Below are 25878 nucleotides of genomic sequence, written 5' to 3' on the forward strand. Positions count from 1 at the left end.
CAAGACATGAATGGTGCAGGGCCACACGTGGCATCGAACCTTGCCGACGCCGTGCGGTTTTCCGGGATCACGGTCTCGGGCACCGTGGCGACGATCGTGTTCATCGTGGTGGTGCTGGTCGTCGTGGCGGCGGCGTGGGCCTACAAGACCGCCAACCGTCTCGACCGGCTGAACGTCCGCGTCGATCTGGCACGTCGGTCTCTGGAATCGGCGCTCGAGCGGCGAAGCGTCGTCGCGCGGGCCATAGCGGCGTGGATGGAGACATCGACCGACGACCGTGATGCAGCGGCCGCGGCGACACTCACCGCGGTCGCCGACCGCGCCGAGAGCGCGGCGCCCGATCAGCGCGAGGACGCGGAGAACGACGTCTCCGCAGCACTTGCCCGTACCGATAACGGCACTCGTCCGGCGTCGCTGTCGATCGAACTCGCCGATGCCGAGACTCGCGTGATGATGGCACGACGCTTCTACAACGACGCCGTTCGTGACACGCGGGCGCTGGCGACCAGGAGACCCGTCCGTTGGCTCAAGCTCGGAGGCACGGCGGCACCGCCCGCGTATTTCGAGATCTCCGAGCGGGTGACACCGGACGAATCGTCCTGACAGGCGGCGAATCGTCCTGACAGGCGGCGAACCTGCGGCCAGGACACAATTCGGGGTCGCCTATCCTGTAATGCCAGGAGCCCAGTGGATCGCCGATGGGCCGTGAACGCGAAATCAGGAGACTTACAGTGAGTCGATTCGAATCAGGGGAGCAGCCCGCGACCGACGCAACCTCGTCGATCAACGGACACGCCGCTGCTGACTCGCAGGCAGGACACGGCACTGCCCGCGTCAAGCGCGGAATGGCCGAGATGCTCAAGGGCGGCGTGATCATGGACGTCGTGACGCCCGAGCAGGCGAAGATCGCCGAGGACGCGGGCGCTGTCGCGGTGATGGCGCTCGAGCGGGTACCCGCCGACATCCGTGCGCAGGGTGGCGTGTCGCGCATGAGCGACCCCGACATGATCGACGGGATCATCAACACGGTCAGCATCCCGGTGATGGCCAAGGCGCGTATCGGACACTTCGTCGAGGCGCAGATCCTCCAGAGTCTCGGCGTCGACTACATCGACGAGTCGGAGGTGCTGACGCCCGCCGACTACGCCAACCACATCGACAAGTTCGCGTTCACCGTGCCGTTCGTGTGCGGTGCCACCAACCTCGGCGAGGCGCTTCGACGCATCACCGAAGGTGCTGCGATGATCCGCTCCAAGGGTGAGGCCGGCACCGGCGACGTCTCGAACGCGACGACCCACATGCGCAAGATCCGCGATGAGATCCGACGCCTCACCTCGCTGCCGAAGGACGAATTGTACGTCGCGGCAAAGGAATTGCAGGCTCCGTACGACCTCGTGGTCGAGGTCGCCAACGCGGGCAAACTCCCGGTGACCCTGTTCACCGCAGGCGGCATTGCCACTCCGGCCGACGCCGCGATGATGATGCAGCTCGGCGCCGAGGGCGTGTTCGTCGGTTCCGGCATCTTCAAGTCGGGTAACCCCGCGCAGCGGGCGGCGGCGATCGTGCAGGCGACGACGTTCTACGACGACCCGGACGTGCTCGCGAAGGTCTCGCGCGGACTCGGCGAGGCCATGGTCGGCATCAACGTCGACGACATCCCGGCACCGCACCGTCTTGCCGAGCGCGGCTGGTAGGCGACATCGACGACATGGACACGTTCGCGCCGACGGTGGGTACGTCACCCGCGGGTGGCGAACCCGCCGGTAGGATCTGCTGACCATGGACTCGGTGAGCATCGTCCGTGATTCGTCGCTGACCGGCAGCGACATCGTCGGAGATCTGCGACTCGACTGGTCGGTGTACAGCGACGTCGGAGGTGTCCGCGACGCCAACGAAGATGCTGCTCTCGTGCTGCCCGGACGGTATCTGCTTGCAGACGGTATGGGCGGGCACGAGAGTGGCGAATTGGCCAGTGAAGCAGCGCTCCTGACGCTGGCCGAGGTCGAGCCGGGTGCCGAACTCGCCGATACCCGAGACGTACTCGACCGACTGCTCGTCGACGCGCAGCAGCGCATCGGTGGTATCGATGGCTTCTCCGACCGACGAGCGGGGACCACTGTGACCGGCGCGGTGCTCGTCACCGACGACGACGTCCTCCACTGGCTGATCCTCAACATCGGCGATTCGCGGACGTACCGGTTCCAGAACGGCACGCTGCAGCTGCTCACACGCGACCATTCGCAGGTCCAGGAGTTCGTCGACGCCGGTGTGATCACCGCCGAGCAGGCACGAATCGATCCGCGCCGCAACGTCATCACCAGGGCGCTTGGTGCGGGCATGGCCGAGCCCGACGCCGACTACTTTTCCACCCCGGCACTACCCGGCGATGTCCTGCTCATCTGTTCGGACGGACTGACCGGCGAGCTGCCCGACGCCGAGATCGCCGAGATTCTCGCGGGTTCCGATTCCGCAGAGGATGCCGCGGCAAGCCTTGTCGACGCCGCGCTGTTCGTCGGTGCGCACGACAACGTGACCGTCGTCGTCGTGTCGGTGCGCAGCGACGAGGAGTCGGGCGAGGTCGACGGGGAGAGCATGGAGACGTCGGAGGAGACGCCCACATGACAGCGCCGAGGTGCGCTCGCCGATGACGTCCGGGCAGGTTCCGCAAACGCAGTCCGAGCGCGCGTTCGTCGACTACTGCGGCGAGCGGTTCGGAATTCTGGCGGGTCGTCGGTTCTGGATCGGGCGTGAGGCGGATCTGTCCGTCGACGACAACCCCTATCTGCACCGTCGATTCTTGTTGCTGCACAACGTGAATGGCTTGTGGTGGTTGAGTAATCAGGGTGCGCATCTATCGGCGAGCGTGTCTGCGGGCGACGTCGGATTCTCGGCGGTGCTCGGACCGGGCGCCCGGATGCCGCTGGTCTTCGGTCACACCACGATCGTGTTCACGGCAGGGCCGACCACCTACGAGGTCGACGTCCACACCGTGAGCCCGCAGGTCGACGCCGTGACCGCGCCCGAGGTGGTCGGCGGGATGATCACTCAGGGCGTCCCGATGCTGACCGAGAGTCAGAAGCTGCTGATCGTCGTCCTGGCGGAGGAGATTCTGCGTCGTGACGGCACGGGTGCCAGCGCGATCCCCTCGTCGGCGCAGGCCGCGGGGCGGCTGGGCTGGTCGCTGACGAAGTTCAACCGCAAGCTCGACAACGTCTGCGACAAGCTCGACCAACTCGGAGTCAGCGGAATGCGAGCGGGCGGCGGAAAGCTCGCGAGCAATCGCCGGGCGAAGCTCGTCGAGTACGCGGTGGCCTCGCGCATCGTCACGCGCGGCGACCTACCACTCATCGACGAAGAGGCCGCGCGCAACGCCGCCGGCTGAATCCGATTCACCCGCTCTGACCTGCGACGATGCGGCATGGGGAGTTCTCCCCATGCCCAGGGGAGTTCTCCCCATCGACCGGCGACCCGAGCACTCATAACGTCATCTGCACGCGGTGCGAAGTACCGCGAATGACCGAGCCGACACGGCGTAGACCGATACGGCACAAGCGATGACCGAGGAGATGCTGACATGACCGCACCTACCGCACCCCGCATTCCCGCTGTGCAACTCGACGCCTACGCCGCACGACGTCGTGCCGAGTCGGTGGCGCGTCGTCAGGAGGCGTTGGCCCGGCTCGCCGCGCGTCGGATGCCGTTGCCCGGGCCTTCAGCGGCCGTCGCTGTCGGCGAAGGCCCTTGGCAGGGCGCGACTGTGGCCGGTGGCCGGGGCGAACGACACATGCACCTGTTGCCGCGGCTCGATGCGAACGTGGGGGAGGCGGCGACGACCGACGAGCGCCCACGCAGCCGACAAGCACTGCCGAAGCCGCAGTTGACGCCGCGGGAGATCGAGGTGCTGCGGACGTGGCTGATGGTCGACACGAAGCCGGCAACCGCTGCGGCGCTGTACATTTCGCTCGGCACGGTGAATACACACCTCACGCGTATTCGGGCCAAGTACGCCGAGATCGGCCGTCCGGCCCCGACCAAGGCGGGACTCGTCGCGCGCGCGGTCCAGGACGGGATCGTCGAGCTCGACGAGCTCTGACCGGGCTGTGTGTCTGCCGCGGTGTCACCATGCGGGATACTGTCCGGGTGGCAGACATCGAAGAGATCCTCCAGGTCGAGCGGATCGAGAAGGACATCTACCGCGGTGGCGCGTTCGAGAGCTTTCTGCAGCGCACGTTCGGCGGCCAGGTAGCGGGTCAGGCGCTCGTCTCGGCCACCCGCACGGTTGACGACAACTACACGGTGCATTCACTGCACGGATACTTCCTCCGGCCCGGCAATCCCGATATTCCGGCGGTCTTCCTCGTCGACCGCATCCGCGACGGACGGTCGTTCTGCACCCGCAGAGTGACCGGAATCCAGAACGGCGAGGCGATCTTCACGATGTCGGCGTCGTTCCATGTGCACGGCGACGAGGGAATCGAACACCAGGACCGTATGCCGCCTGCGCCCGACCCCGAGTCGTTGCCCGACAGGGCCGAGACTCTGTCCGACGACGATTCGTCGGTGCTCAAGGAATGGCAGAACTTCGACCTTCGTGTGGTGCCGCGCGAGGACATGGTGACGAATCCGTATTTCGCTGCGCAGCAACGAGTCTGGTTCCGGTACCGACACCGGCTGCCCGACGATCAGACCATCCACGTGTGCACGCTGGCCTACATGAGTGACATGACGTTGCTCGGGTCGTCGAAGGTGCCGCACCCCGGTATCGAACCGCAGGCGGCCTCGCTCGACCATGCCATGTGGTTCATGCGACCGTTCCGTGCCGACGAATGGCTGCTCTACGACCAGAGCTCGCCGTCGGCCGGGGGTGGCCGCGCGCTGACCCAGGGCCGCATCTTCGATCGCGACGGTCGGCTCGTCGCCGCGGTCACGCAAGAGGGCCTGAGCCGCACCGGCCGCCAGATGCCCGCCGACCAGCACGCACGGCACGACAGGTGACCGCGGATACCGGATCGCCACGTGTCGGAGTCCTCGCACTGCAGGGTGATGTGCGCGAACATCTCGCCGCCGTCGCCGCTGCGGGCGCGACGCCGATCAGTGTGCGTCGTCGTGAAGAACTCGACGCCGTCGACGGATTGATCATCCCGGGCGGGGAGTCGACGACGATGAGCAGACTCCTGGGCGTGTTCGACCTCTTCGAACCGCTGCGTGCGCGCCTCCACGACGGCATGCCTGCCTACGGTTCGTGTGCGGGAATGATCATGCTCGCCTCCGAGATCCTCGACACACGGCCCGATGCCCGGCATCTCGACGCGCTCGACATCACGGTGCGCCGCAACGCGTTCGGGCGGCAGGTGGAGTCGTTCGAGACCGATCTGGAGGTCGACGGCATCACCGACGGACACCCGATGCGTGCGGTCTTCATCCGCGCGCCCTGGGTCGAGCGGGCAGGCGAGCGCGTGGAGGTTCTGGCCCGAGTGACCGAGGGTCCCGCGGAGGGTCGGATCGTCGCGGTACGTCAGGGTGACGTCCTCGCGACGTCGTTTCATCCGGAGGTGACAGGCGATCGACGAGTGCACGAATACTTCGTCGGGATGGTCGCCGCTAAGATCTAATGACGAACGACACCGTGCGTGGCAACGATGCCGCGGGCACGCGAAAGGATCGGAACAGCGTATGAGCGGCCATTCCAAATGGGCGACCACCAAGCACAAGAAGGCGGTCATCGACGCCAAGCGCGGCAAGATGTTCGCCAAGTTGATCAAGAACATCGAGGTCGCGGCACGTACCGGGGGTAGCGACCCCGCCGGTAATCCGACGCTGTACGACGCGATCCAGAAGGCCAAGAAGAGCTCGGTACCCAACGACAACATCGAGCGCGCACGCAAGCGCGGCGGTGGCGAAGAAGCCGGTGGCGCCGACTGGCAGACCATCACCTACGAGGGTTACGGACCGAACGGCGTCGCGATCCTCATCGAGTGTCTGACCGACAACCGCAACCGCGCGGCCGGCGAGGTCCGCACCGCAATGACCCGCAACGGCGGCAATATGGCCGACCCGGGCTCGGTGGCCTACCTCTTCACCCGCCGAGGTGTGGTGACGCTGGAGAAGAACGGGCAGTCCGAGGACGACATCCTGATGGCGGTCCTCGATGCAGGCGCTGAGGAAGTCAACGATCTCGGCGAATCGTTCGAGGTGGTCAGCGAGCCGACGGACCTGGTCGCTGTGCGCACCGCGCTGGTCGACGCCGGTATCGACTACGACTCCGCCGAGGCCGATTTCCGTGCCTCCGTCGAGGTACCGGTCGACGCCGAGGGCGCCCGAAAGGTCTTCAAGCTGATCGACGCGCTCGAAGACTGCGACGACGTCCAGGACGTGTACAGCAACGTCGACGTCAGCGACGAGGTCCTCGCGGAACTCGACGCCTGAGTTTCAGTTCGTTCGGGCGAGCGCCGGTCGGTCCGGGTGGTCGTAACGCACCTCGAGATCGGCGGTCGGAGCGTGCGCGTCGTCGTCGAGCAGGGGTCGGATGGTCCACTGCTCGGCGTCGGGTGTCCGGCGTCGCAGAGCGCCCTCCGACATCGCCAGATGGATCACGACGTCGAGGTCGAGTCCGTGCGTGCGCAGCATCGGGCCTGCGACGACGATGACCTGAGAGTCGGTGGCGTGCTGGTGTTCGTCACGAAATGATCTGTCGCGCACCGGGTCCCATAAGCGTGGCAGCCATCGTCGATGCGTCCGGACGGCGTCGATCACCTCTCGGCTGATCGCGGCGAAGTCAAACCAGTTCTCCCGGTACGACTCGGGATCGGATCTGCCGTACTCGAGCCGCAGTGATGCCGGGCGCAGATAGTCCGACGTGCGGACCACGGCCGCCGCACGTCCGAATGCCCGCAAGCCGTCGACGATCTCGGAGGCGAGCATGTCCGGCGTGGCGGCGGGCGCGCCGTCGACTCCGACGACCGCGATGCCGGGAAGGTCGGCGCAGCGGTCGATACACAGCTGCGCCAGGCCCTGTGGAGTGATCGGTTCGAATCGCGTCATCGAGTCCACTCTTACGCCGTGTCGATCACCCGCATTGTCGGGACCCCTCGGTAATATCTCGAACAACTGTTCGCTGCAATCCGAGGAGTATGTGTGCGAGTGATGGGCGTCGACCCGGGGCTGACGCGATGCGGTATCGCCCTCGTCGAGTCGGGTGCTGGTCGCCAGGTGACTGCGCTCGACGTCGACGTTGTCCGCACACCGACCGACATGGACCTCGAACGACGACTGCTCGCGGTGTATACGGCGGCCTCTCATTGGCTCGACACACACCACCCCGATGTCGTCGCGATCGAGCGGGTGTTCGCCCAGAACCAGGTCTCCACGGCGATGGGCACCGCGCAGGCAGGTGGCGTCATCGCGCTCGCCGCCGGTCAGCGCGAGATTCCCGTACGCTTCCACACCCCATCCGAGGTCAAAGCCGCGGTGACCGGAAGCGGGCGCGCCGACAAAGCACAGGTCACCGCAATGGTCACCCGCATTCTCGGCATGCAGACCAAGCCGCGCCCAGCCGACGCCGCCGACGCGTTGGCTCTCGCGATCTGCCACTGTTGGCGAGGTCCGATGGCCGAGCGGATGCTGGCTGCGCAGCGGCAGGCCGAGGCCGCGGCCGCCCGGCATCGTGAGAAGATCGCCGCCGCACGCGAGCGCGCCGCCGATACCGCGCGCGAGCGCGCCGCCGGCGCAGCACAGGGGAGGAGCGGAGCATGATCGCGTCTGTTCGTGGACCCGTGGTCGACGTCGCGCTCGACCATGTGGTGATCGATTGCGCGGGTGTCGGATACCGCGTTCTCGCCACGCCGTCGACGTTGTCGCGGATGCATCGGGGTGAAGAGTCGACGCTGCTCACCTCGATGATCGTGCGCGAGGACTCGATGACGCTGTACGGGTTCACCGAGCCCGACGCCAGAGCGTTGTTTGCGCTGCTGCAGACCGTGACCGGTGTCGGGCCGCGGCTCGCGATGGCCACGCTGGCCGTCCTCGAACCCGAGGCGCTGCGCAGGGCGCTGGCCGACTCCGACGTCAAAGCGCTCACGTCGGTCCCCGGGATCGGCAAGCGCGTCGCCGAGCGGCTCGTCGTCGAGCTTCGTGACAAGGTCGATCGTCCGGCGGCAGACGGACCGGCAGGCGTAAGTGTCACGGGCGGTGGAGTGCGGGATCAGGTCATCGAGGCGCTCGTCGGACTCGGCTTCACCGCGGCGCCCGCGGAGAAGGCCGTCGTCGCGATTCTCGCGGAGACGCCCGATGCGGATGCGTCCGCCGCCTTGCGGAAATCCCTTGCGGTGCTGGGTAAGTCGTGATGAGTTCCGACGAGCCGATCGAGCGCGAGGTCAACGCGACGCCCGTGCGGTCCGACGGCGACCTCGACGCGGGCCTGCGTCCGCGTTCACTGGCCGACTTCATCGGGCAACCGCGGGTGTGTGAACAGCTCGAACTCGTTCTGCACGGAGCGCGTGGTCGGGGAGGAACACCCGACCACATCCTGTTGTCCGGACCTCCCGGGCTGGGCAAGACGTCGTTGGCGATGATCATCGCGGCCGAGATGGGCGCCGCGATCAGGGTCACGTCTGGTCCGGCGCTCGAGAGGGCAGGCGATCTCGCGGCGATGCTGTCGAATCTGGTCGAGGGAGACGTCCTCTTCATCGACGAGATCCATCGCATCGCGCGCCCCGCCGAGGAGATGCTGTATCTCGCGATGGAGGACTTCCGAGTCGACGTCGTGGTGGGCAAGGGGCCGGGCGCGACGTCGATTCCGCTCGACGTCGCACCGTTCACGCTGGTCGGCGCGACCACGCGGTCGGGGTCGCTGACCGGCCCGCTGCGCGACAGATTCGGGTTCACCGCCCACATGGAGTTCTACGAGACCGACGAGTTGGTGCGAGTCCTCCGCCGTTCCGCTGGCATTCTCGGCATCGATCTCGGCGGCGACGCGGCGTCGGAGATCGCGAGTCGGTCACGCGGGACACCGCGTATCGCGAATCGCCTGTTGCGGCGTGTACGCGACTATGCGGAGGTGCGCGGTGACGGAACCGTCACTGTCGACACCGCACGGGCTGCGCTGGCCGTCTACGACGTCGACGAACTCGGCTTCGACCGCCTCGACCGTGCCGTGCTCAATGCGCTGATCAGGGCTTTCGGTGGTGGACCGGTGGGTGTGTCGACTCTGGCCGTCGCCGTCGGCGAAGAGCCCGCAACCGTCGAAGAGGTCTGCGAACCCTTTCTCGTGCGTGCGGGGATGATCGCGCGGACTCCACGCGGTCGGGTGGCGACGGCCGCGGCGTGGCACCACCTCGGATTGACCCCGCCTGCGGGTGCTCTGAACGCCACGTTCGGTGTTCGTCCGCGCGACGTCGACGGTGAATCGCTGTTCGACGACCTCTGAGCACCCAGGTAGTGAGCCAAATGTCCGAATTCGCGGCATGGCACACTAGAGGGAGTGCACAGCTACGGCGTGCCACCTCAACATTCAACGAAGGACTGATCGCTCTCTCATGGAATCTCTGCTCTTTCCGCTTCTGCTCGTGCTCCTCGCCGGCTTCATGTTCTTCTCCATGCGCAAGCAGAAGAAGCGCGCTGCCGAGCAGCAGGACATGCAGAATTCGATTCAGACCGGCACGCGCATCCAGCTCACCTCGGGCCTGTTCGGCACCATCATCGACGCCTCGTCGGCGGACTACATCGACGTCGAGATCGCGACCGGCGTGGTGACGCGCTGGAATCGCCTGGCGATCATGAAGGTCGTACCCACCGAGGATGCCGCGGCGACCTACGCCGGTTACGTCCCGCCGAGCGCACCCCTGACTGCAGATGGTGACGAGTTCTCGACCATCGACGGCACCGTGAGCTACGACTCCATCTCGGGTGGCGACGACGACCGTGACGCCGACGACACCGAGATCAACCTGCGTAAGGATCAGGGCGGAAACAGCTCCGATTCGGACAAGTAACGCGTCTGGTCTGCGCAGCACTGCTGGCGCGTCACACTGCCCGGTGGGGTCGTGTGAACGCGTCAGCGCTGATCAGTAGAGTGGCGTGCGGCCGTGTGGCCTATCAGTACAGTGGCCTGCGGCCATCTGACGCGCGCTGAAGGAGATCGAGTACAACGTGACCACCCCTCGCCGGGCGACAGAGGCGTCGACCAACACACGAGGATCGTCGACCAAGACACGAGGGTCGTCGACCACAAAGCCAGCGAAGAAGCGGCGGTCGCCAGCGCGCGAGATCCCGCCATGGCGCCCGCTGACACTGTTCTTCGTGCTGCTTGCGGCGATCTACGCGCTCATCTTCTTCACCGGTGGCGGATCACCGGAGCCGAAGCTCGGCATCGACCTGCAGGGTGGCACCCGGGTTACGTTGACGGCGCGTACGGAGTCGGGCAATCCGCCGACGCGTGAACAACTCGATCAGGCCAAGCAGATCATCGAGCAGCGCGTCAACGGCCTCGGCGTCTCCGGGTCTGAGGTCGTCGTTAACGGCAGCAACCTGATCATCACGGTCCCCGGTCAAGACGGTGCCCAGGCCAAAACGCTCGGCCAGACCGCTCGCCTGTTCGTACGTCCCGTCGTCGAGGTGCAGGCCGCCACGCCGCAGCCGAAGAAGGACGACGCGGCGAAACCGACCGACGAGCAACCCGCCGACCAGGCGGCCAAGGCGATCGAGGAACAGCGCAAGCTGCGACAGGTTCCCGCGGGCGCCAACACCGACGGGCTCAAGGCCTACATGGCCAAGATGGACTGCTCGACCGGCGCGAACGATCCACTTCTCGGTAACGACATCTCCGATCAGTACCTCGTGGCGTGTTCGGAGGACGGCAAGCAGGTCTACCTGCTCGCGCCCCAGATCATCGACGGTCGCGATATCAGCTCTGCGAGCTCGGGATCCGATCAGCAGACCGGTGCGTGGACGGTCTACCTCGACTTCAAGCCGAACGCGGCGCAGACCTGGAGCGAGTTCACCGCCAAGAACATCGGCAACACCACCGCGTTCGTCCTCGACAGCCGTGTCGTGTCGGCTGCGACGATCAATTCGCAGATCTCCGGCGGCAAGACACAGATCACCGGATCGTTCAACGAGACAGAGGCCAGCGACCTCGCCAATGTGCTGAAGTACGGCTCGTTGCCGCTCTCGTTCAAGACGTCCGACGCCGAGACGGTCTCGGCAACGCTGGGTCTGCAGTCGTTGCGTGCGGGTCTGATCGCCGGCCTGATCGGTCTGATCGCGGTCTTCATCTACGCCCTCCTCTACTACCGCGCGCTCGGCTTCTTGACGATCCTCTCGCTGATCCTCGCCGGTGCCGCGGTCTACGGCATCATCGTGTTGCTCGGCCGATGGATCGGATTCACGCTCGACCTCGCGGGTATCGCGGGTCTGATCATCGGTATCGGTATGACGGCCGACTCGTTCGTCGTCTACTTCGAACGCATCAAGGACGAGATGCGCGAGGGACGAAGTTTCCGGTCGGCGGTGCCGCGTGGCTGGGCCAGCGCCCGCCGGACCATCTGGTCGGGCAACGCGGTCAGCTTCATCGCCGCAGCCGTGATCTACATCCTCGCGATCGGTGAGGTCCGTGGATTCGCGTTCACATTGGGTCTCACAACCATCCTCGACGTCGTCGTGGTCTTCCTCGTCACCCATCCGCTTGTCGTGCTGGCCAGTAGGAGCGACTTCCTCTCGCGGCCGAACATCAACGGCCTCGGCGCGGTGAGTGAGGTGGCGCGGCAGCGTCGCCAGCGCACCAGCAGGGCAGACCGGGCGGCCGCAGAGCGCACCGACAACGAGCAGACCGTCGCAGAAGGAACGTCGAAATGACAACCACCAACGACACACGCGACGGCTCGGCGCCGACTCCGTCTGCCGGAAGCGACGCCGACTTCGTCGCCGACACCAACAGGTCGTTCCTGTCTCGGCTCTACACCGGCACCGGTGCATTCGAGATCGTCGGACGCAGGCGCATGTGGTACCTGGTGAGCCTGGCGATCGTCGTCATCTGCATCGCTTCTATCGCCATCCGAGGGTTCTCCTTCGGTATCGAGTTCGAAGGCGGAACACAGGTCTCGATCCCCGTCACCCAGGGTGTGACGAGTCAATCCGTCGAAGACGTCACGACCAAGGCGCTGGGCAGCGCACCGGAAGCGGTCCAGACCGCGGGTTCCGGTGCTGCGCAGACCGTGCAGGTGCGTACCGAGACGCTGACGGTGCAGCAGGCATCGACACTCACCCAGGCGCTGACCGACCGCTTCGGGCCAGAACTCACCAACCGCGACGTGAGCATCTCCGAGGTGAGTTCGACCTGGGGCAAAGAGATCACCGAGAAGATGCTCATCGCGCTTGCGGTGTTCCTCGTGATCGTCTTCGTCTACATCGCCATCCGCTTCGACAGGGAGATGTCGGTTGCGGCACTCGCCTCGCTGTTGTTCGACATCGTCGTGACGGCGGGCATCTATTCGCTCGTCGGTTTCGAGGTCACTCCGGCAACGGTGATCGGTCTGCTCACCATCCTGGGCTTCTCGATCTACGACACCGTCGTCGTGTTCGACAAGGTCGGTGAGAACACCCGGTCGGTCTTGCAGACGACGCGTCGGACGTACGCCGAGCAGGCCAACCTCGCGATCAACCAGACCCTGATGCGGTCGATCAACACGACGGTCATCTCCGTGCTGCCGATCATCGCGCTGATGGTGATCGCCGTGTGGTTGCTCGGCGTCGGCACGCTCAAGGACCTCGGACTGATCCAGTTGGTCGGCGTGGTCGTCGGTACCTACTCGTCGATCTTCCTCGCGGCCCCGCTGCTCGTCACGCTCAAGGAACGTCGTTCCGACATCAAGAAGCACACCGCGCGTGTGCTGGCGCGGCGCGGCGCCGTCGAGGCGGGTGAAGACGTCAGCGCGGCAGACCGTCCGGTTCGCGGACGTTCGAGTGCGGCGTCGAGCACACGGAGTGCTCGCGCTGCACAGGATGCGGGGGAGGAGCCACAGGCTCCGACCGGCAAGCGTCGACGTTCCCGATAGGCGCCCCGTGACCTCAGCGCGCAGCACGAAAGTGCTCGCCATGGTGTTGGCGGGCCTCGTCATGGTCGGGGTCGTTGCCGCGTGCGGCGACGACCCGCCGCCGACGCTCGACTACCTCACCGACGCGCGGTTGAGCACCGCCAACGCGAACACCGCTGCGGGCAACGCCGACGGCGCGCTGATGCTGACCGGCCGAGTGCTCCCTGGTTTCAGTTACCTCGGGGCGTCGGGTCAGGTGACGCCCGACCGTGACATCGGCACGGTCAGTGTGCAGGCCGGGCCGGTACAGACGTTGACCTATCAGTTCACCCCCGACGCCGCGTTCTCCGACGGCACGCCCCTCGACTGCGACGATCTGGTCCTGGCGTGGACCGCGATGAGCGGACGGTACCCAGAGTTCGGGGCCGCGACCACCGCCGGCTACCGCGACATCGAGGCAGTCGACTGCGAGGCGGGTGCCAAGGCGGCGACGGTGACCTTCAAGCGTGGTCGCGACTACCGTGACTGGCTCTCGCTGTTCGGCGCGGGCACGCTCATGCCCGCGCAGGTGGTTGGCCGCGTCGCGGGCGTCGCCGATGCGCTGACGTCGATCAGATCGGCCGACCGGGCCGCGATCAGGAAGCTCGCGAGGGCGTGGACATCGGCGTTCGAGCTGCAAGCGGGCGGCGGTGCCGACAACGTACCGGCGTCGGGTCCCTACGAGATCTCCGAGATCACCGAGGCAGGCGTCCTGCTCGTCCCCAACCCGAAGTGGTGGGGAGACGCACCGAAGGTGTCGAGGATCCTCGTGCACGGCAGGTCCGACTCGGCCCGCCTCATCACGGGCAACTCGTACAGCGTCGCCGACGTCACCGCAGGCCTGACCGACGGCGATGCCAAACGTAGCGACCAGAACGCCACAGGGCAGGTGCAAGCCCCGGATGCGCCCGGACGCGCACTGGGCGTCGAGGAATTGGTGCTCTCACGGCGCGGCGTCTTCTCCGACGTGGGTGTTCGACGGGCGTTCGCCAGTTGCGTGCCCCGTGATGCGCTGACGCGCACATTCGGGCAGGGCGCGCAGCTCTGGAACCTCCGGACGCTCGCGCCTGCGGACCGCCTCGCGGCAGCGATCAACGGCGAGTTCGGTCAGGGATACCTGCGCGCGAACACCGCCAAGGCGCGAGAACTTCTCGCCGGAGCGGGTCAGGAGTCCGGCGTCCGGGTGCGCGTCGGCTACCTCGCGCCGGGCGATCGCCAACGACAGATGGTCGCAGCGATTGCCGACTCCTGCCGCGCGGCAGGAATCGCGGTCACCGACGTGTCTTCGCCGCAGTTCGATATCAGCGATCTCGGAAAGACTGCCGACGCGGTGTTGGTGGTCAATGGAACGTCGTTCTCCGCGGCAGGCGCGGCCGATCCGAGTCGAGATGCGTACCAGTTGTTCGACGGGGATCCGTTGGACATCAACGACTTCGATGATCAGGCGGTCTCCGACGCCATCGCCGCCCGCAGCGTCGGGGCACTCGGAAGCGAACACCTGGGCCTTGTCCGGACGATCGAGGGCGCGGCGTGGGCGGATGTGCCGTCGATTCCGTTGTTCGCTGCTCCGCGTGTTCGACGATGGAATGATCGAGTCGACAACGTGGTGGCCGGACTCGGCCGCAATGGAACGGGATGGAACATGGATCGGTGGGTAAGTGGTGAGTGAGCGCGTGAGCAGCGGGCACGCGAGCAGTGGTTCCGACGAGGTCACGCGTGAGGCGGTCCTACGGGCACGAGCTGCGATCGCCGAGCACGAACGCACGGTTCCCGACTTTCCCAAGCCGGGCATCCTCTTTCGCGACCTGACCCCGGTCCTCGCCGACACGGAGGGTTTCTCGTCGATCGTGACAGCGCTGACGCACGGCTGTTCCGGCGTCGACCTCGTCGCAGGGATCGACGCCCGCGGCTTCCTCGTCGGTGGTGCCGTCGCACAAGAGTTGGAGGTCGGCATCCTGGCTGTCCGTAAGGGCGGGAAGCTGCCCCCACCGGTCTACGGCGTCGACTACGACCTCGAATACGGCACGGGTCGGCTGGAGATCCCGGCGAGCGGCATCGACATCACCGGGCGACGCGTGCTGATCGTCGACGATGTACTCGCGACGGGCGGGACCGCTGTCGCGGCGTCGAAACTCATGGGTCTGGCGGGTGCCTCGGTTGTCGGGGTCGCGGTGATCATGGAGCTCGCCGATCTCGGCGGGCGTGCGCGGATCGCTGCCGAACTCGGGCCGGATGTGAGCCTGCACGCGATCACCGACGACCGCTGAGCTGCATCGGTCTCGCAGCGCGCGCCGCGCCGGGCGTCGGGGCCGGATTAGACTCGTCGCATACGGTGTTGAATTCTTCGGAATTTTGTTCACATCGGTGAATATCAGCGTGTCGGCACGGCGTGGCTCGTCGAACGGACACACCGGGAGAAGACGCACCGGGAGAAGGAGGCAGCATGGCGAATGAGACCGAGGCGGCCGTCGCTCGTGAGCGGGTCACGCCGACCGCCCCCGCAGCGGAAGAGGTCCGTACCGCAGAAGACGCCCGTGCCGCTGCTCCCGCCCCGGTGAGTGCGCCCGATGGCAGTCGGGCCGCCGAGCCCGCGTCGCCCGCCGACACCACCCACGCCTCAGCCTCGCGGCGGGTTCGCGCCCGCCTTGCACGGCGGATGACCGCGACCCGCAGCTCGGTCCGTCCGGTGCTCGAACCACTGGTCACCCTGCATCGGGAGATCTACCCCAAGGCCGACATCGCGCTTCTGCAGCGTGCCTACGACGTCGCCGACGAACGTCATCGTGGTCAGAACCGGAAGTCGGGCGATCCGTACATCACCCATCCGCTCGCGGTCGCGACGATTCTCGCCGATCTCGGGATGGACACCACCACGCTCGTCGCCGCGTTGTTGCACGACACCGTCGAGGACACCGGTTACACCCTCGAGGCGCTCGAGAGTGAGTTCGGCGCCGAGGTCGCGCACCTCGTCGACGGCGTGACCAAGCTCGACAAGGTCGCGCTCGGTAGCGCCGCCGAAGCCGAGACGATCCGCAAGATGATCATCGCGATGGCCCGCGATCCGCGGGTGCTCGTGATCAAGGTCGCCGACCGCCTCCACAACATGCGCACGATGCGTTTCCTGCCGCCGGAGAAGCAGGCACGCAAGGCTCGCGAGACGCTGGAAGTCATTGCGCCACTTGCTCATCGGCTCGGCATGGCGACGGTGAAGTGGGAGCTCGAAGACCTCTCGTTCGCGATTCTGCACCCCAAGCGCTACGAGGAGATCGTGCGGCTCGTGGCCGACCGCGCGCCCTCGCGTGACACCTATCTCGCCCGTGTACGCGCCGACATCAACAACGCGCTGTCGTCGGCCAAGATCACCGCGACGGTCGAGGGCAGGCCCAAGCACTACTGGTCGATCTATCAGAAGATGATCGTCAAGGGTCGCGACTTCGACGACATCCATGATCTCGTCGGCATGCGCATCCTGTGCGACGACGTGCGCGACTGCTACGCCGCAGTCGGCGTCGTGCATTCGCTGTGGCAGCCGATGGCCGGGCGTTTCAAGGACTACATCGCTCAGCCGAGGTTCGGCGTGTACCAGTCGCTGCACACCACGGTCATCGGGCCGGAGGGCAAGCCCCTCGAAATCCAGATCCGCACCAACGACATGCACCGCACCGCCGAATTCGGTATCGCCGCGCATTGGCGATACAAGGAGGGCGGCTACCGGGATCGCAAGGGGCGCAAGTCCGATACGACCGAGATCGACGACATGGCGTGGATGCGTCAGCTTCTCGATTGGCAACGAGAAGCCGCCGACCCGGGCGAGTTCCTCGAGTCGCTGCGTTACGACCTCGCGGTCAAGGAGATCTTCGTCTTCACGCCCAAGGGCGACGTCATCACACTGCCCGCGGGCTCGACGCCCGTCGACTTCGCCTACGCGGTGCACACCGAGGTTGGGCACCGATGTATCGGTGCTCGGGTCAACGGCCGGCTCGTCGCGCTCGAACGCGAACTCGAGAACGGCGAAGTCGTCGAGGTGTTCACGTCGAAGGCTCCCAACGCCGGACCGAGCAAGGACTGGCAGAACTTCGTCGTCTCGCCGCGCGCGAAGGCCAAGATCCGCCAGTGGTTCGCCAAGGAGCGTCGTGAAGAGGCTCTGGAAACCGGCAAGGACGCCATCGCCAAGGAGGTTCGACGAGGCGGGCTGCCGTTGCAGCGCCTGATGAGCGCCGAGTCGATGGCCGCGATCGCCAAGGAACTGCGCTACGCCGACGTCAGCGCGCTGTACACGGCTGTCGGCGAGAACCATGTGTCCGCACGGCACGTCGTGAATCGGCTCGTCTCGTCCCTCGGTGGGATCGACGACGCCGCGGAGGAGATCGCCGAGCGATCGACACTGTCGACGATGCCGTCGCGGACCAGGGCCGGTGGCGATGCCGGGGTCGTCATCGAGGGTGTCGACAACGTCCTCATCAAGCTCGCGAAGTGTTGCACACCGGTTCCCGGAGACGACATCCTCGGCTTCATCACGCGCGGCGGGGGCGTCAGCGTGCACCGCACCGACTGCACCAACGCGGGTGAACTGCGCCGCCAGGACGAACGAATCATCCCCGTGACCTGGGCGCCGTCGCCCGAGTCGGTGTTCCTGGTCGCCATCCAGGTTGAGGCCCTCGACCGACATCGGCTGCTGTCGGACGTGACCAAGGTGCTCGCCGACGAGAAGGTGAACATCCTCTCGGCATCGGTGACCACCAGCCGCGACCGCGTCGCGGTCAGCAAGTTCACATTCGAGATGGGCGACCCCAAGCATCTCGGTCACGTCCTGAATGTCGTGCGCAACGTCGAGGGCGTGTACGACGTCTACCGCGTGACCTCCGCGGCGTAGCTGCGCACAGTCGGCGTTCTGGGGCGCCCAGTCGGCGGTCTGGGGCGCCCAGTCGACGCAAAGAAGCGCCCAGTCGACGGGTTGTCCCGCCGACTGGGCGCTTCCTCGCGTCGAGTGGGCGTTTAGTCCAGGTCTCCGCCGGTGATCTTGGCGGTGGTGATCTCCACCGGGAGCTTGGGCTTGCCGTCGTTGGTCTCGCCCGACGGTCCGGGGGTCACGCCGCCTGCGGCGACCTTGTCGAGCACCTTGAGGCCCTCGGGGTCGACCTTGCCGACCACCGAGTAGTCGGCCGGGAGCTGACTGTCGGAGATGACGAGGAAGAACTGGCTCGAGCCGGTGTTGCTGCTCTGGCCGCCCTGGTTGCTGTTGGCGATCGCGATGGTGCCGCGGGGGTAGACCACCGACTGCTGGCCGGTCATCTGGTTGGCCTGTCCCGCCGGCTTGAGGTTGGTCGGCGGCTCGTCGGGACTGCTCCACCCCGGACCGCCGGCACCTGTTCCGGTGGGATCACCGCACTGCAACACCTTGAGCGCCTCGCTCGTGGTCATGCGGTGGCATGGGGTGTCGTCGTAGTACTTGTCGCCGATGAGCGAAACGATCGCGCCCGTGTTGCACGGTGCCGAGGCTCGGGTCAGCGTGATCGGAATCGCGCCCTGGGACGTGTCGAACACCGCCGAGACGTCGCCGGACTTCAGTTGCCGGTCACCGGGTTTGGGGGCAGTCCGCTTCTTGGGAATGCCCTCGTTGATCATCTTGTTCATCTCTGCCGCGTACTTGCGGTATTCCTCGTGCTGCTCCGCAGGCACGCCCTGTGGCGGGTCGGTGGGGATCGGCTTGAGGCGGTCGGGCTGATCCTGGTACTCACACGACGTCCACCGGGCGGCCTCGCGGTCGTCGAGGACCTTCTTCACGATGAGCGTGGTCGCGGTGGCCACGACCGCAACCACCACCACCGTCGAGATCGATGCGATGAGGATGCGCCGACGTTTGCGATCCTGCCGCTCGCGTTCGAGTCTGTCCTCAAGCTTCCGCTTGGCGGCTTCGCGGCGTTCCTCGTTGGTGGTCACGCTGGTGAACCCTCCTGAGACGTCTGTCGGTGCGGATGAACACGGCGCGTTCGAAACACGGTGCGCTCGAAACACGGCTGTATCGACACGCAAGTGTGCCAGGACACCCTGAGAGTTCCCCAGGCAGGTGTACCGGAGTGTCGTCGAGTGCTGTTCTCGCGTGCGCCAGAATGGAGTGTCAGGAGCGACGCGTCATCGGCGCCCGCGTCATGTCGAAGCCGAGGAGAGCACATGCTGATCACCGGATTCCCCGCAGGGATGTTCCAGACCAACTGCTACATCGTGGCACCCGAGCCGGGTGGCGAGGCGGTCGTCATCGACCCGGGCCAGGAAGCGGCCGGCAAGGTCGCCGAGATTCTCGCCGAGCATGACCTGACCCCGGTTGCGGTGTTGCTGACCCACGGACACCTCGATCACACCTGGAACGCCGCGGATGTCTGCGATGCACACGGGATTCCCGCCTACATCCACCCGGCGGACCGTCCGATGCTCGCCGACCCGGCGGTCGGCCTCGGCAGTGCACTCGGCGCGATGATCGGGCCGTTGACCTTCCGTGAGCCGGAGAAGGTCATCGAGTTCGTCGACGGTGAGCCGATCGAGGTGGCGGGCATCAGATTCGACGTCGATCTCGCGCCCGGTCACACCCAGGGATCGGTCCTACTCACCACCGACGTACCGGTCGTCGACGATGCAGGTCAGGAGACCAGCATCAAAGTGTGCTTCTCCGGTGACGTACTCTTTGCGGGGTCCATCGGACGCGCCGATCTGCCCGGCGGCAACCACCGGCAACTGCTCGAATCGATCGAGTCGAAGCTCCTCGTGTTGCCCGACCAGACCCAGGTGTTGCCCGGCCACGGGCCACAGACCTCGATCGGGCAGGAACGCGCGACGAACCCGTTCCTGACGGAGCTGGGGGAGTCGAGCCGACAGAAGGGAAGCAGGAGACTGTGAGCGCCGACTTCGTCGCACCGAAGGGCATCCCCGACTACTACCCGCCCGCGTCGGCTGATTTCCGACGCGTCCGCGACACGTTCACCGACGCCGCTCGGCGGGCCGGATACGGACACATCGAACTGCCGATCTTCGAGGACACCGGCCTGTTCGCCAGAGGCGTCGGCGAGTCGACCGACGTGGTCAGCAAGGAGATGTACACCTTCGAAGACCGCGGCGGTCGGTCGGTCACGCTGCGTCCCGAGGGCACCGCCGGAGTTGTTCGCGCGGTCATCGAACACGGTCTCGACCGCGGTCAACTCCCCGTCAAGCTCTGCTACGCGGGTCCGTTCTTCCGCTACGAACGCCCACAGGCGGGCCGCTACCGCCAACTGCAGCAGGTCGGGGTGGAGGCGATCGGCGTCGACGACCCTGCGCTCGACGCCGAGGTCATCGCGATCGCCGACGAGGGATATCGACGGCTCGGACTGTCGGGATTCCGGCTGGAGATCACCTCACTCGGTGACGACTCCTGCCGCCCGGCATACCGCGACGCGCTGCAGGAGTTCTTGAGCGGACTCGACCTCGACGAGGCGACACGTCAACGCGCACAGATCAATCCGCTACGCGTGCTCGACGACAAGCGCCCCGATATCCGCGAGGCCACCGCCGACGCACCGCTGATGCTCGACTATCTGTCCGACGACGCGCGCGGCCACTTCGAGAGCGTGCTGTCGCATCTGCGCCAGCTCGGCGTCCCGTATGTGATCAACCCCCGCCTGGTCCGCGGCCTGGACTACTACACCAAGACGACGTTCGAATTCGTCCACGACGGTCTCGGCGCGCAGTCGGGGATCGGTGGCGGCGGTCGCTACGACGGCCTGATGCGTCAGCTCGGCAGCAAGCAGGATCTGTCGGGAATCGGCTACGGACTCGGCGTCGACCGGACGATGCTGGCTCTCGAGGCCGAGGGCATCGCCCACGTCGACGCCGCGCGGTGCCAGGTGTTCGGGGTGCCGCTGGGCACCGACGCCAAAGCCGAATTGGTCAGTATCGCAGGACAACTGCGTGCTGCGGGCGTCAGCGTCGACCTCGCCTACGGCGACCGCGGACTCAAGGGCGCGATGAAGGCCGCGGATCGGTCCGGCGCGAAGCTGGCGCTGGTACTCGGCGACCGCGAACTCGCCGAGGGCACCATCGAGGTCAAGAACCTCACCAACGGTGAGCAGCACAAGACGTCGCTGGAGGGCGTCGTCGCAGAGGTCAGCCAGCTGCTGGCCTGAGTGTCATCTCCTCGCGCAGGACGTCGAGGCTGACCCCGCCGAGCGCGAGGGCGTTGGTGTGGAAGTCCTTGAGAGTCCACTCGGGGTGTCGGGTCAGTGCCTGCGTCCGGCACTGCTCCCAGACCCGTTGTCCCAGAGCGTAACTCGGTGCTTGTCCTGCCCACCCGAGGTAGCGGTCGAGCTCGAAGCGCAACACCGCCCGATCCATCGCGACCGACGCGGTGAGAAATTGCCACGCCTTCTCTGCATCCCACGTGCCACCGCCGACAGATGCGGGTGCGGCCTTGCGACAGTGGACTCCGATGTCGACGACGACCCGCGCCGCGCGCAGGCGCTGCGAGTCGAGCATGCCCATTCGGTCGCCGGGGTCGTCGAGCCACCCGAGCTCGCTCATCAACCGCTCGGCGTAGAGCGCCCAGCCCTCGCCGTGTCCCGAGGTGAACGACGCGAGCTTGCGCCAGGTGTTGAGGTCGGGATCGACGATCGCGGCGCCGAGCTGCAGGTGATGCCCCGGCACGCCCTCGTGGTAGACGGTCGTCTTCTCCTGCCAGGTGTGGAAGACGGTCTGTTCCGGCGGTACCGCCCACCACATCCGTCCGGGTCGGGAGAGGTCGGCACTCGGCTGCGTGTAGTAGATGATTCCGGTCGACGACGGCGCCAGCCGACATTCGAGTCGGGTGAGACGGTCGGGAATGTCGAAGTGCGTGCCGGCCAGGCCGTCGACCGCCGCGTCGGAGGTCTGCTGCATCCACGCGAGAAACGACGCGCGGTCGTGGATCTGGTATTGCGGTGCGGCGTCGAGGAATTCGAGTGCCTCGGCGACGCTCGCGCCGGGCACGAGGTCCGCGGCGATGGCTTGCTGTTCTGCGGTGATGGCGTCGAGGTGACCGAGCGCCCAGTCGTAGGCCTCGTCGGGATCGGCATCGGTGCCGAGGTAATACGGCAACCGGAGCAGATACCTGTCGCGCCCGATGGCGTCGTCGGGGTCGGCGGAGTCGAGGACCGTCGAACGCAACAGTGCGGCCAGCCCGTCGAACGCGGCACCCGCGCCGTCGAGGGCGCCGGCCAGGTCGACGGCGAGTGCGTCGTCGGAGGCGATCGGCGAGGTGTTCTGTGCGATCGCCGCGCGCGCCCCGTCGGCTTGTGCGGCAACCAGTTCGATCTGTCGTCGTGCGAGCGCGGGTCCGACGTCGCGGCGGTGTTCGAGTCCGACGATGACGCTGTCGATCGCTGCCGGGATCGCGCTGATCCGCGCAACCATGTCGGCGCGCTGTTCGGCGGTGTCGGTGGGCATGAGGTCGAAGATGTCGCGAATCGCCTGCAGCGGTGAGGCAATCACGTTGCACTCGCCGGTCAGTTCGCCTGCGTCGGCGAGTGCGAGTTCGCGATTGAGCCCCGCTCGCATGGTGGCGATAGTGACCCTGTCGACGTGGTCGGTGGGCGACGCGGCGTCGAGCTGTGCGAGCGTCGAACGCACCAGAGCGGCCCGTTCGTCGACGGCATCCGGGGAGAAGTCGGTCAGCAGCCGGTCGTGGCCTGCGAGGCCGTACTCGGTGGCGAGGATCGGGTCGAGTGCGGCACTACGCGCCAGATGGTCGTCGGCGATCGCGTCGACGGGTGTCGGTGTGCGCCTGATGGTCTCAGAGGTCATTGGTGGAGAACGTGTCGCACTGACGTGGGTCGCCGTTCTTGTATCCGATGGAGAACCAACGGACCCGCTGATCGGCCGAGCCGTGCGTCCAGCCCTCGGGATTGGAGTTCGCGCCCTGGATGGTGTCGTCGCCGATCGCCTTCGCGGTCTGGATGACCGAGTTGATCTGATCTGAGGTGAGCGGTTCCAGCATCGCGTCGCTGCCCTTGTCGGCGTGATACGCCCACACGCCCGCGTAGCAGTCTGCCTGCAATTCGACGCGGACCGAACCCGACTTGGGTCCGCTGGAACCGAGTTGCTGGCCCTTCTGCAGTGCCCCGGTCAGGTTCTGCACGTGGTGGCCGTACTCGTGTGCGACGACGTACTCCTGGGCCAGCGGACCATCGCTGCCACCCATTTGTTTGAGCTGGTTGAAGAACGTCGGGTCGAAGTAGGCGGTCTTGTCGACGGGGCAGTAGAACGGTCCGGTCGCCGACGTTGCGGCGCCGCAACCGGTATCGACGGAATTGCTGAAGATGACGGTCTTCGGCGGGGTGTAGCCCTTCATGAGGTCCGACCACACCCTGTTGATGCTGATGGTCGTGGCCTTGATGCGGCAGATGTCGTCGGTGTTGGCCTTCTCGATGGTGCACTGGGCGAGGTGTTCGTCGATCTCGCTCGCCGAGGTGCTCGACGAACCTCCGGTTGTCGACGAGGTGCCGAGGATCTGGCCGGGATTGATGCCGAGGAAGAGTGCGATCAGCGTGACGATCAGTCCGGCACCGCCGCCGAGCGCGATACGGCCACCGCCTCCGCCGCCGAAACCACCGCCACCCCCGCCGCCGGACACGTTGCTGTTGTCCAGCCCCCCGCTGCCTTGGAACGTCATGCAGGTCAGGCTACCGGCGAGGACGTCCCGATACGGGTGAACCACGCCCAACAATCACGTCTCGGAATGGTGCGAGGGCGGCGGGTTCGGCGTGGGCGGGATACCACTCGGCGACGGCGGGCGCGCCCTCCGTAGGATTGAGCGCGAGATTTCCGAGCTCGTACGTCCACCAGGAAGGACTCCAGTGCTTCGCACGCATTTCGCCGGTTCGCTGCGCCGCGCCGACGCGTCGCAGACCGTCACCGTCGCCGGGTGGGTTGCGCGTCGCCGCGACCACGGCGGCGTCGTGTTCATCGATCTGCGTGACAGCTCCGGGCTGGTGCAGGTCGTCTTCCGTGAAGAGGCTGTCGCCGAGAAGGCACACCGGTTGCGCGCGGAGTACGTCGTGAAGGTCACCGGCCTCGTCGAGGAACGTCCCGCCGGAAGCGAGAACCCGAACCTGCCGTCGGGCGAGATCGAGATCAACGCGACCGAACTCGAGGTGCTCAACGAGTCGGCGCCGCTGCCGTTCCAGCTCGACGAGAGCCCCGGCGAGGAAGCGCGGCTGCGCTACCGCTACATCGATCTGCGTCGCGAAGGACCCGCTGCGGCAATCCGCCTGCGCTCGAAGGCGAATGCTGCGGCTCGCGGTGTCCTCGCCGCTCACGATTTCGTCGAGATCGAGACGCCGACGCTGACACGCTCGACGCCAGAGGGTGCACGCGACTTCCTCGTGCCCGCGCGTCTGCAGCCGGGAACGTTCTACGCCCTGCCGCAGAGCCCGCAGCTGTTCAAGCAGCTCCTCATGGTCGCCGGTATGGAGCGCTACTACCAGATCGCTCGTGCCTACCGCGATGAGGATTTCCGCGCCGATCGCCAGCCGGAGTTCACTCAGCTCGACATCGAGATGAGCTTTGTCGACGAGGACGACGTCATCGCGCTCGCCGAGGAGATCCTCGTGGCGCTGTGGCGGCTCATCGGCGTCGAGGTCACCACACCGATTCCGCGGATGACGTACGCCGACGCGATGCGTCGGTTCGGTTCGGACAAGCCGGATCTGCGTTTCGGGATCGAGCTCGTCGAGTGCACGGAGTACTTCGCCAACACGCCCTTCCGCGTGTTCCAGGCGCCCTACGTCGGCGCGGTCGTCATGGAGGGCGGGGCGTCGCAGCCGCGTCGCACCCTCGACGCCTGGCAGGAGTGGGCCAAGCAGCGTGGCGCCAAGGGCCTGGCATATGTGCTCGTCGGCGAGGACGGCACCCTCGGTGGTCCGGTCGCCAAGAACCTCTCCGACGCCGAGCGGGAAGGTCTCGCCGCACATGTCGGCGCCAAGCCCGGCGACTGTGTCTTCTTCGCGGCGGGCCCGGCCAAGGCACAGCGCGCACTGCTCGGTGCCGCACGCAGCGAGATCGCCGTCCGCCTCGGACTGATCCCGGCACCCGGCGAACCCGTCGACCCGTCGACCGCCGCCTGGGCGTTCACCTGGATCGTCGACGCTCCACTGTTCGAGCCGGCAGACGACGCGACGGCGTCGGGCGATGTCGCCGTTGGCTCCGGCGCGTGGACCGCGGTGCACCACGCGTTCACCTCGCCCAAACCGGAGTCGCTCGACGGCCTCGAATCCGATCCGGGCAACGCACTGGCCTATGCCTACGACATCGTGTGCAACGGCAACGAGATCGGCGGCGGGTCGATCCGTATCCACCGTCGCGACATCCAGGAACGCGTGTTCGCGATCATGGGTATCGACCACGACGAGGCGCAGGAGAAGTTCGGCTTCCTGCTCGACGCCTTCGCCTACGGTGCGCCGCCACACGGCGGGATCGCATTCGGATGGGATCGCATCACCGCACTGCTCGCGGGTGAGAGTTCGATCCGTGAGGTCATCGCCTTCCCGAAATCGGGTGGTGGCGTGGATCCGCTCACCGACGCGCCCGCACCGATCACCGCTGCGCAGCGCAAGGAGTCGGGCATCGACGCCAAGCCGAAGCCCAAGGGCGGCGAGTCCGACCAGGGTGCGGCGAAACCGGCGAGCTGAACGGCCGGCGATTGTCCGCGTGACACATGTCGCACACGGGTGCGTGGGGGACCGCACGTCGGGCGCACGGGCGCTATCTGTGCTGAGATTTCTACCCATGGGGACGTATCTGCTCGACGACC

General features: G+C 66.5%; 24 protein-coding genes. 20 read left to right on the forward strand and 4 right to left on the reverse strand.

Features of this window, described 5'->3' with window-relative positions; translation table 11 throughout:
• Positions 1-84 precede the first annotated feature (84 nt).
• From A5788_RS07645 to A5788_RS07680, 8 genes are all read left to right on the forward strand, one after another.
• Positions 85-603, forward strand: coding sequence for a hypothetical protein (locus A5788_RS07645; protein ID WP_064866344.1), 519 nt, complete (start codon positions 85-87; stop codon positions 601-603).
• A 128-nt stretch (positions 604-731) separates the two neighbouring features.
• Positions 732-1694, forward strand: coding sequence for a pyridoxal 5'-phosphate synthase lyase subunit PdxS (gene pdxS, locus A5788_RS07650; protein WP_064866304.1), 963 nt, complete (start codon positions 732-734; stop codon positions 1692-1694).
• Positions 1695-1779: 85 nt separating this feature from the next.
• Entirely contained in the window at positions 1780-2622 is an 843-nt protein-coding gene (locus A5788_RS07655; RefSeq protein WP_064866306.1) for a PP2C family protein-serine/threonine phosphatase, read from the forward strand.
• 22 nt (positions 2623-2644) lie between these two features.
• Positions 2645-3382 (forward strand): hypothetical protein, encoded by a 738-nt coding sequence (locus A5788_RS07660; RefSeq protein ID WP_064866308.1) that lies wholly within the window; start codon positions 2645-2647, stop codon positions 3380-3382.
• Positions 3383-3574: 192 nt separating this feature from the next.
• Positions 3575-4093, forward strand: a complete 519-nt coding sequence (locus tag A5788_RS07665; protein ID WP_064870807.1) for a helix-turn-helix transcriptional regulator — start codon at positions 3575-3577, stop codon at positions 4091-4093.
• 47 nt (positions 4094-4140) lie between these two features.
• On the forward strand, positions 4141-4995 hold the full coding sequence (locus A5788_RS07670) for an acyl-CoA thioesterase (protein WP_064866312.1): 855 nt from the start codon (positions 4141-4143) through the stop codon (positions 4993-4995).
• On the forward strand, positions 4992-5612 hold the full coding sequence (pdxT, locus tag A5788_RS07675; RefSeq protein ID WP_064870806.1) for a pyridoxal 5'-phosphate synthase glutaminase subunit PdxT: 621 nt from the start codon (positions 4992-4994) through the stop codon (positions 5610-5612). Before A5788_RS07670 ends, pdxT begins: the two co-directional genes overlap by 4 nt.
• A 61-nt stretch (positions 5613-5673) precedes the next feature.
• A complete protein-coding gene (locus A5788_RS07680; RefSeq protein ID WP_064866316.1) occupies positions 5674-6426 on the forward strand; it encodes a YebC/PmpR family DNA-binding transcriptional regulator in 753 nt (250 codons plus the stop codon).
• A gap of 3 nt (positions 6427-6429) precedes the next feature.
• On the opposite strand, the gene A5788_RS07685 is transcribed toward A5788_RS07680, so the two are convergent.
• Positions 6430-7041, reverse strand: coding sequence for a hypothetical protein (locus A5788_RS07685; RefSeq protein WP_064870864.1), 612 nt, complete (start codon positions 7039-7041; stop codon positions 6430-6432).
• Positions 7042-7134: 93 nt separating this feature from the next.
• On the opposite strand from A5788_RS07685, the gene ruvC reads away from it, so the two are divergent.
• The 9 genes from ruvC (at position 7135) to A5788_RS07730 (ending at position 17940) form a co-directional block, all read left to right on the forward strand.
• Complete coding sequence (gene ruvC, locus A5788_RS07690; RefSeq protein WP_064870805.1) at positions 7135-7752, forward strand: crossover junction endodeoxyribonuclease RuvC; 618 nt, start codon at positions 7135-7137, stop codon at positions 7750-7752.
• Positions 7749-8342, forward strand: coding sequence for a Holliday junction branch migration protein RuvA (gene ruvA / locus A5788_RS07695; protein ID WP_064866320.1), 594 nt, complete (start codon positions 7749-7751; stop codon positions 8340-8342). Before ruvC ends, ruvA begins: the two co-directional genes overlap by 4 nt.
• Positions 8342-9424 carry a Holliday junction branch migration DNA helicase RuvB gene (gene ruvB, locus A5788_RS07700; protein ID WP_005202614.1) on the forward strand — a complete coding sequence of 361 codons (1083 nt, stop codon included), beginning with the start codon at positions 8342-8344 and terminating at the stop codon, positions 9422-9424. The genes ruvA and ruvB overlap by 1 nt, the downstream gene beginning before the upstream one ends.
• 109 nt (positions 9425-9533) lie before the next feature.
• On the forward strand, positions 9534-9989 hold the full coding sequence (yajC, locus tag A5788_RS07705; RefSeq protein ID WP_064866324.1) for a preprotein translocase subunit YajC: 456 nt from the start codon (positions 9534-9536) through the stop codon (positions 9987-9989).
• 157 nt (positions 9990-10146) lie between these two features.
• Positions 10147-11850, forward strand: a complete 1704-nt coding sequence (gene secD, locus A5788_RS07710) for a protein translocase subunit SecD (RefSeq protein WP_064866326.1) — start codon at positions 10147-10149, stop codon at positions 11848-11850.
• Complete coding sequence (secF, locus tag A5788_RS07715; protein ID WP_064870804.1) at positions 11847-13049, forward strand: protein translocase subunit SecF; 1203 nt, start codon at positions 11847-11849, stop codon at positions 13047-13049. Before secD ends, secF begins: the two co-directional genes overlap by 4 nt.
• A 7-nt stretch (positions 13050-13056) precedes the next feature.
• On the forward strand, positions 13057-14736 hold the full coding sequence (locus A5788_RS07720; RefSeq protein ID WP_197494640.1) for an ABC transporter substrate-binding protein: 1680 nt from the start codon (positions 13057-13059) through the stop codon (positions 14734-14736).
• 4 nt (positions 14737-14740) lie between these two features.
• Positions 14741-15334, forward strand: a complete 594-nt coding sequence (locus tag A5788_RS07725) for an adenine phosphoribosyltransferase (protein ID WP_064870862.1) — start codon at positions 14741-14743, stop codon at positions 15332-15334.
• Between the two features lie 176 nt (positions 15335-15510).
• On the forward strand, positions 15511-17940 hold the full coding sequence (locus tag A5788_RS07730) for a RelA/SpoT family protein (protein ID WP_064870803.1): 2430 nt from the start codon (positions 15511-15513) through the stop codon (positions 17938-17940).
• A gap of 122 nt (positions 17941-18062) precedes the next feature.
• On the opposite strand, the gene A5788_RS07735 is transcribed toward A5788_RS07730, so the two are convergent.
• On the reverse strand, positions 18063-19007 hold the full coding sequence (locus tag A5788_RS07735; protein ID WP_049697248.1) for a peptidylprolyl isomerase: 945 nt from the start codon (positions 19005-19007) through the stop codon (positions 18063-18065).
• 231 nt (positions 19008-19238) lie between these two features.
• Here A5788_RS07735 and A5788_RS07740 point away from each other — a divergent pair, with 231 nt between their 5' ends.
• Complete coding sequence (locus tag A5788_RS07740) at positions 19239-19958, forward strand: MBL fold metallo-hydrolase (protein WP_064870802.1); 720 nt, start codon at positions 19239-19241, stop codon at positions 19956-19958.
• Positions 19955-21220 (forward strand): histidine--tRNA ligase, encoded by a 1266-nt coding sequence (hisS, locus tag A5788_RS07745; protein ID WP_064870801.1) that lies wholly within the window; start codon positions 19955-19957, stop codon positions 21218-21220. The genes A5788_RS07740 and hisS overlap by 4 nt, the downstream gene beginning before the upstream one ends.
• Here the strand turns inward: hisS and A5788_RS07750 are convergent.
• Both A5788_RS07750 and ypfJ read right to left on the reverse strand, forming a co-directional pair.
• Positions 21201-22871 carry a DUF885 domain-containing protein gene (locus A5788_RS07750; protein ID WP_064870800.1) on the reverse strand — a complete coding sequence of 557 codons (1671 nt, stop codon included), beginning with the start codon at positions 22869-22871 and terminating at the stop codon, positions 21201-21203. The genes hisS and A5788_RS07750 overlap by 20 nt on opposite strands.
• Entirely contained in the window at positions 22861-23739 is an 879-nt protein-coding gene (ypfJ, locus tag A5788_RS07755; RefSeq protein ID WP_064870861.1) for a KPN_02809 family neutral zinc metallopeptidase, read from the reverse strand. The genes A5788_RS07750 and ypfJ overlap by 11 nt, the downstream gene beginning before the upstream one ends.
• A 184-nt stretch (positions 23740-23923) precedes the next feature.
• On the opposite strand from ypfJ, the gene aspS reads away from it, so the two are divergent.
• Positions 23924-25756 (forward strand): aspartate--tRNA ligase, encoded by a 1833-nt coding sequence (gene aspS, locus A5788_RS07760; RefSeq protein ID WP_064870799.1) that lies wholly within the window; start codon positions 23924-23926, stop codon positions 25754-25756.
• Positions 25757-25878: the final 122 nt, after the last annotated feature.

The organism is Gordonia sp. 852002-50816_SCH5313054-c, assembly GCF_001665925.1.
In the GTDB taxonomy this organism is placed as follows: Bacteria; Actinomycetota; Actinomycetes; order Mycobacteriales; family Mycobacteriaceae; genus Gordonia; species Gordonia jacobaea.

Coding starts and splice junctions, on each gene's coding strand:
- A5788_RS07655 (WP_064866306.1), top strand. CDS start 1,780: ATGGACTCGGTGAGCATCGTCCGTGATTCGTCGCTGACCGGCAGCGAC.
- A5788_RS07660 (WP_064866308.1), top strand. CDS start 2,645: ATGACGTCCGGGCAGGTTCCGCAAACGCAGTCCGAGCGCGCGTTCGTC.
- A5788_RS07665 (WP_064870807.1), top strand. CDS start 3,575: ATGACCGCACCTACCGCACCCCGCATTCCCGCTGTGCAACTCGACGCC.
- A5788_RS07680 (WP_064866316.1), top strand. CDS start 5,674: ATGAGCGGCCATTCCAAATGGGCGACCACCAAGCACAAGAAGGCGGTC.
- A5788_RS07685 (WP_064870864.1), bottom strand. CDS start 7,041: ATGACGCGATTCGAACCGATCACTCCACAGGGCCTGGCGCAGCTGTGT.
- ruvA (WP_064866320.1), top strand. CDS start 7,749: ATGATCGCGTCTGTTCGTGGACCCGTGGTCGACGTCGCGCTCGACCAT.
- ruvB (WP_005202614.1), top strand. CDS start 8,342: ATGAGTTCCGACGAGCCGATCGAGCGCGAGGTCAACGCGACGCCCGTG.
- yajC (WP_064866324.1), top strand. CDS start 9,534: ATGGAATCTCTGCTCTTTCCGCTTCTGCTCGTGCTCCTCGCCGGCTTC.
- secF (WP_064870804.1), top strand. CDS start 11,847: ATGACAACCACCAACGACACACGCGACGGCTCGGCGCCGACTCCGTCT.
- A5788_RS07730 (WP_064870803.1), top strand. CDS start 15,511: ATGGCGAATGAGACCGAGGCGGCCGTCGCTCGTGAGCGGGTCACGCCG.
- A5788_RS07740 (WP_064870802.1), top strand. CDS start 19,239: ATGCTGATCACCGGATTCCCCGCAGGGATGTTCCAGACCAACTGCTAC.
- A5788_RS07750 (WP_064870800.1), bottom strand. CDS start 22,871: ATGACCTCTGAGACCATCAGGCGCACACCGACACCCGTCGACGCGATC.
- ypfJ (WP_064870861.1), bottom strand. CDS start 23,739: ATGACGTTCCAAGGCAGCGGGGGGCTGGACAACAGCAACGTGTCCGGC.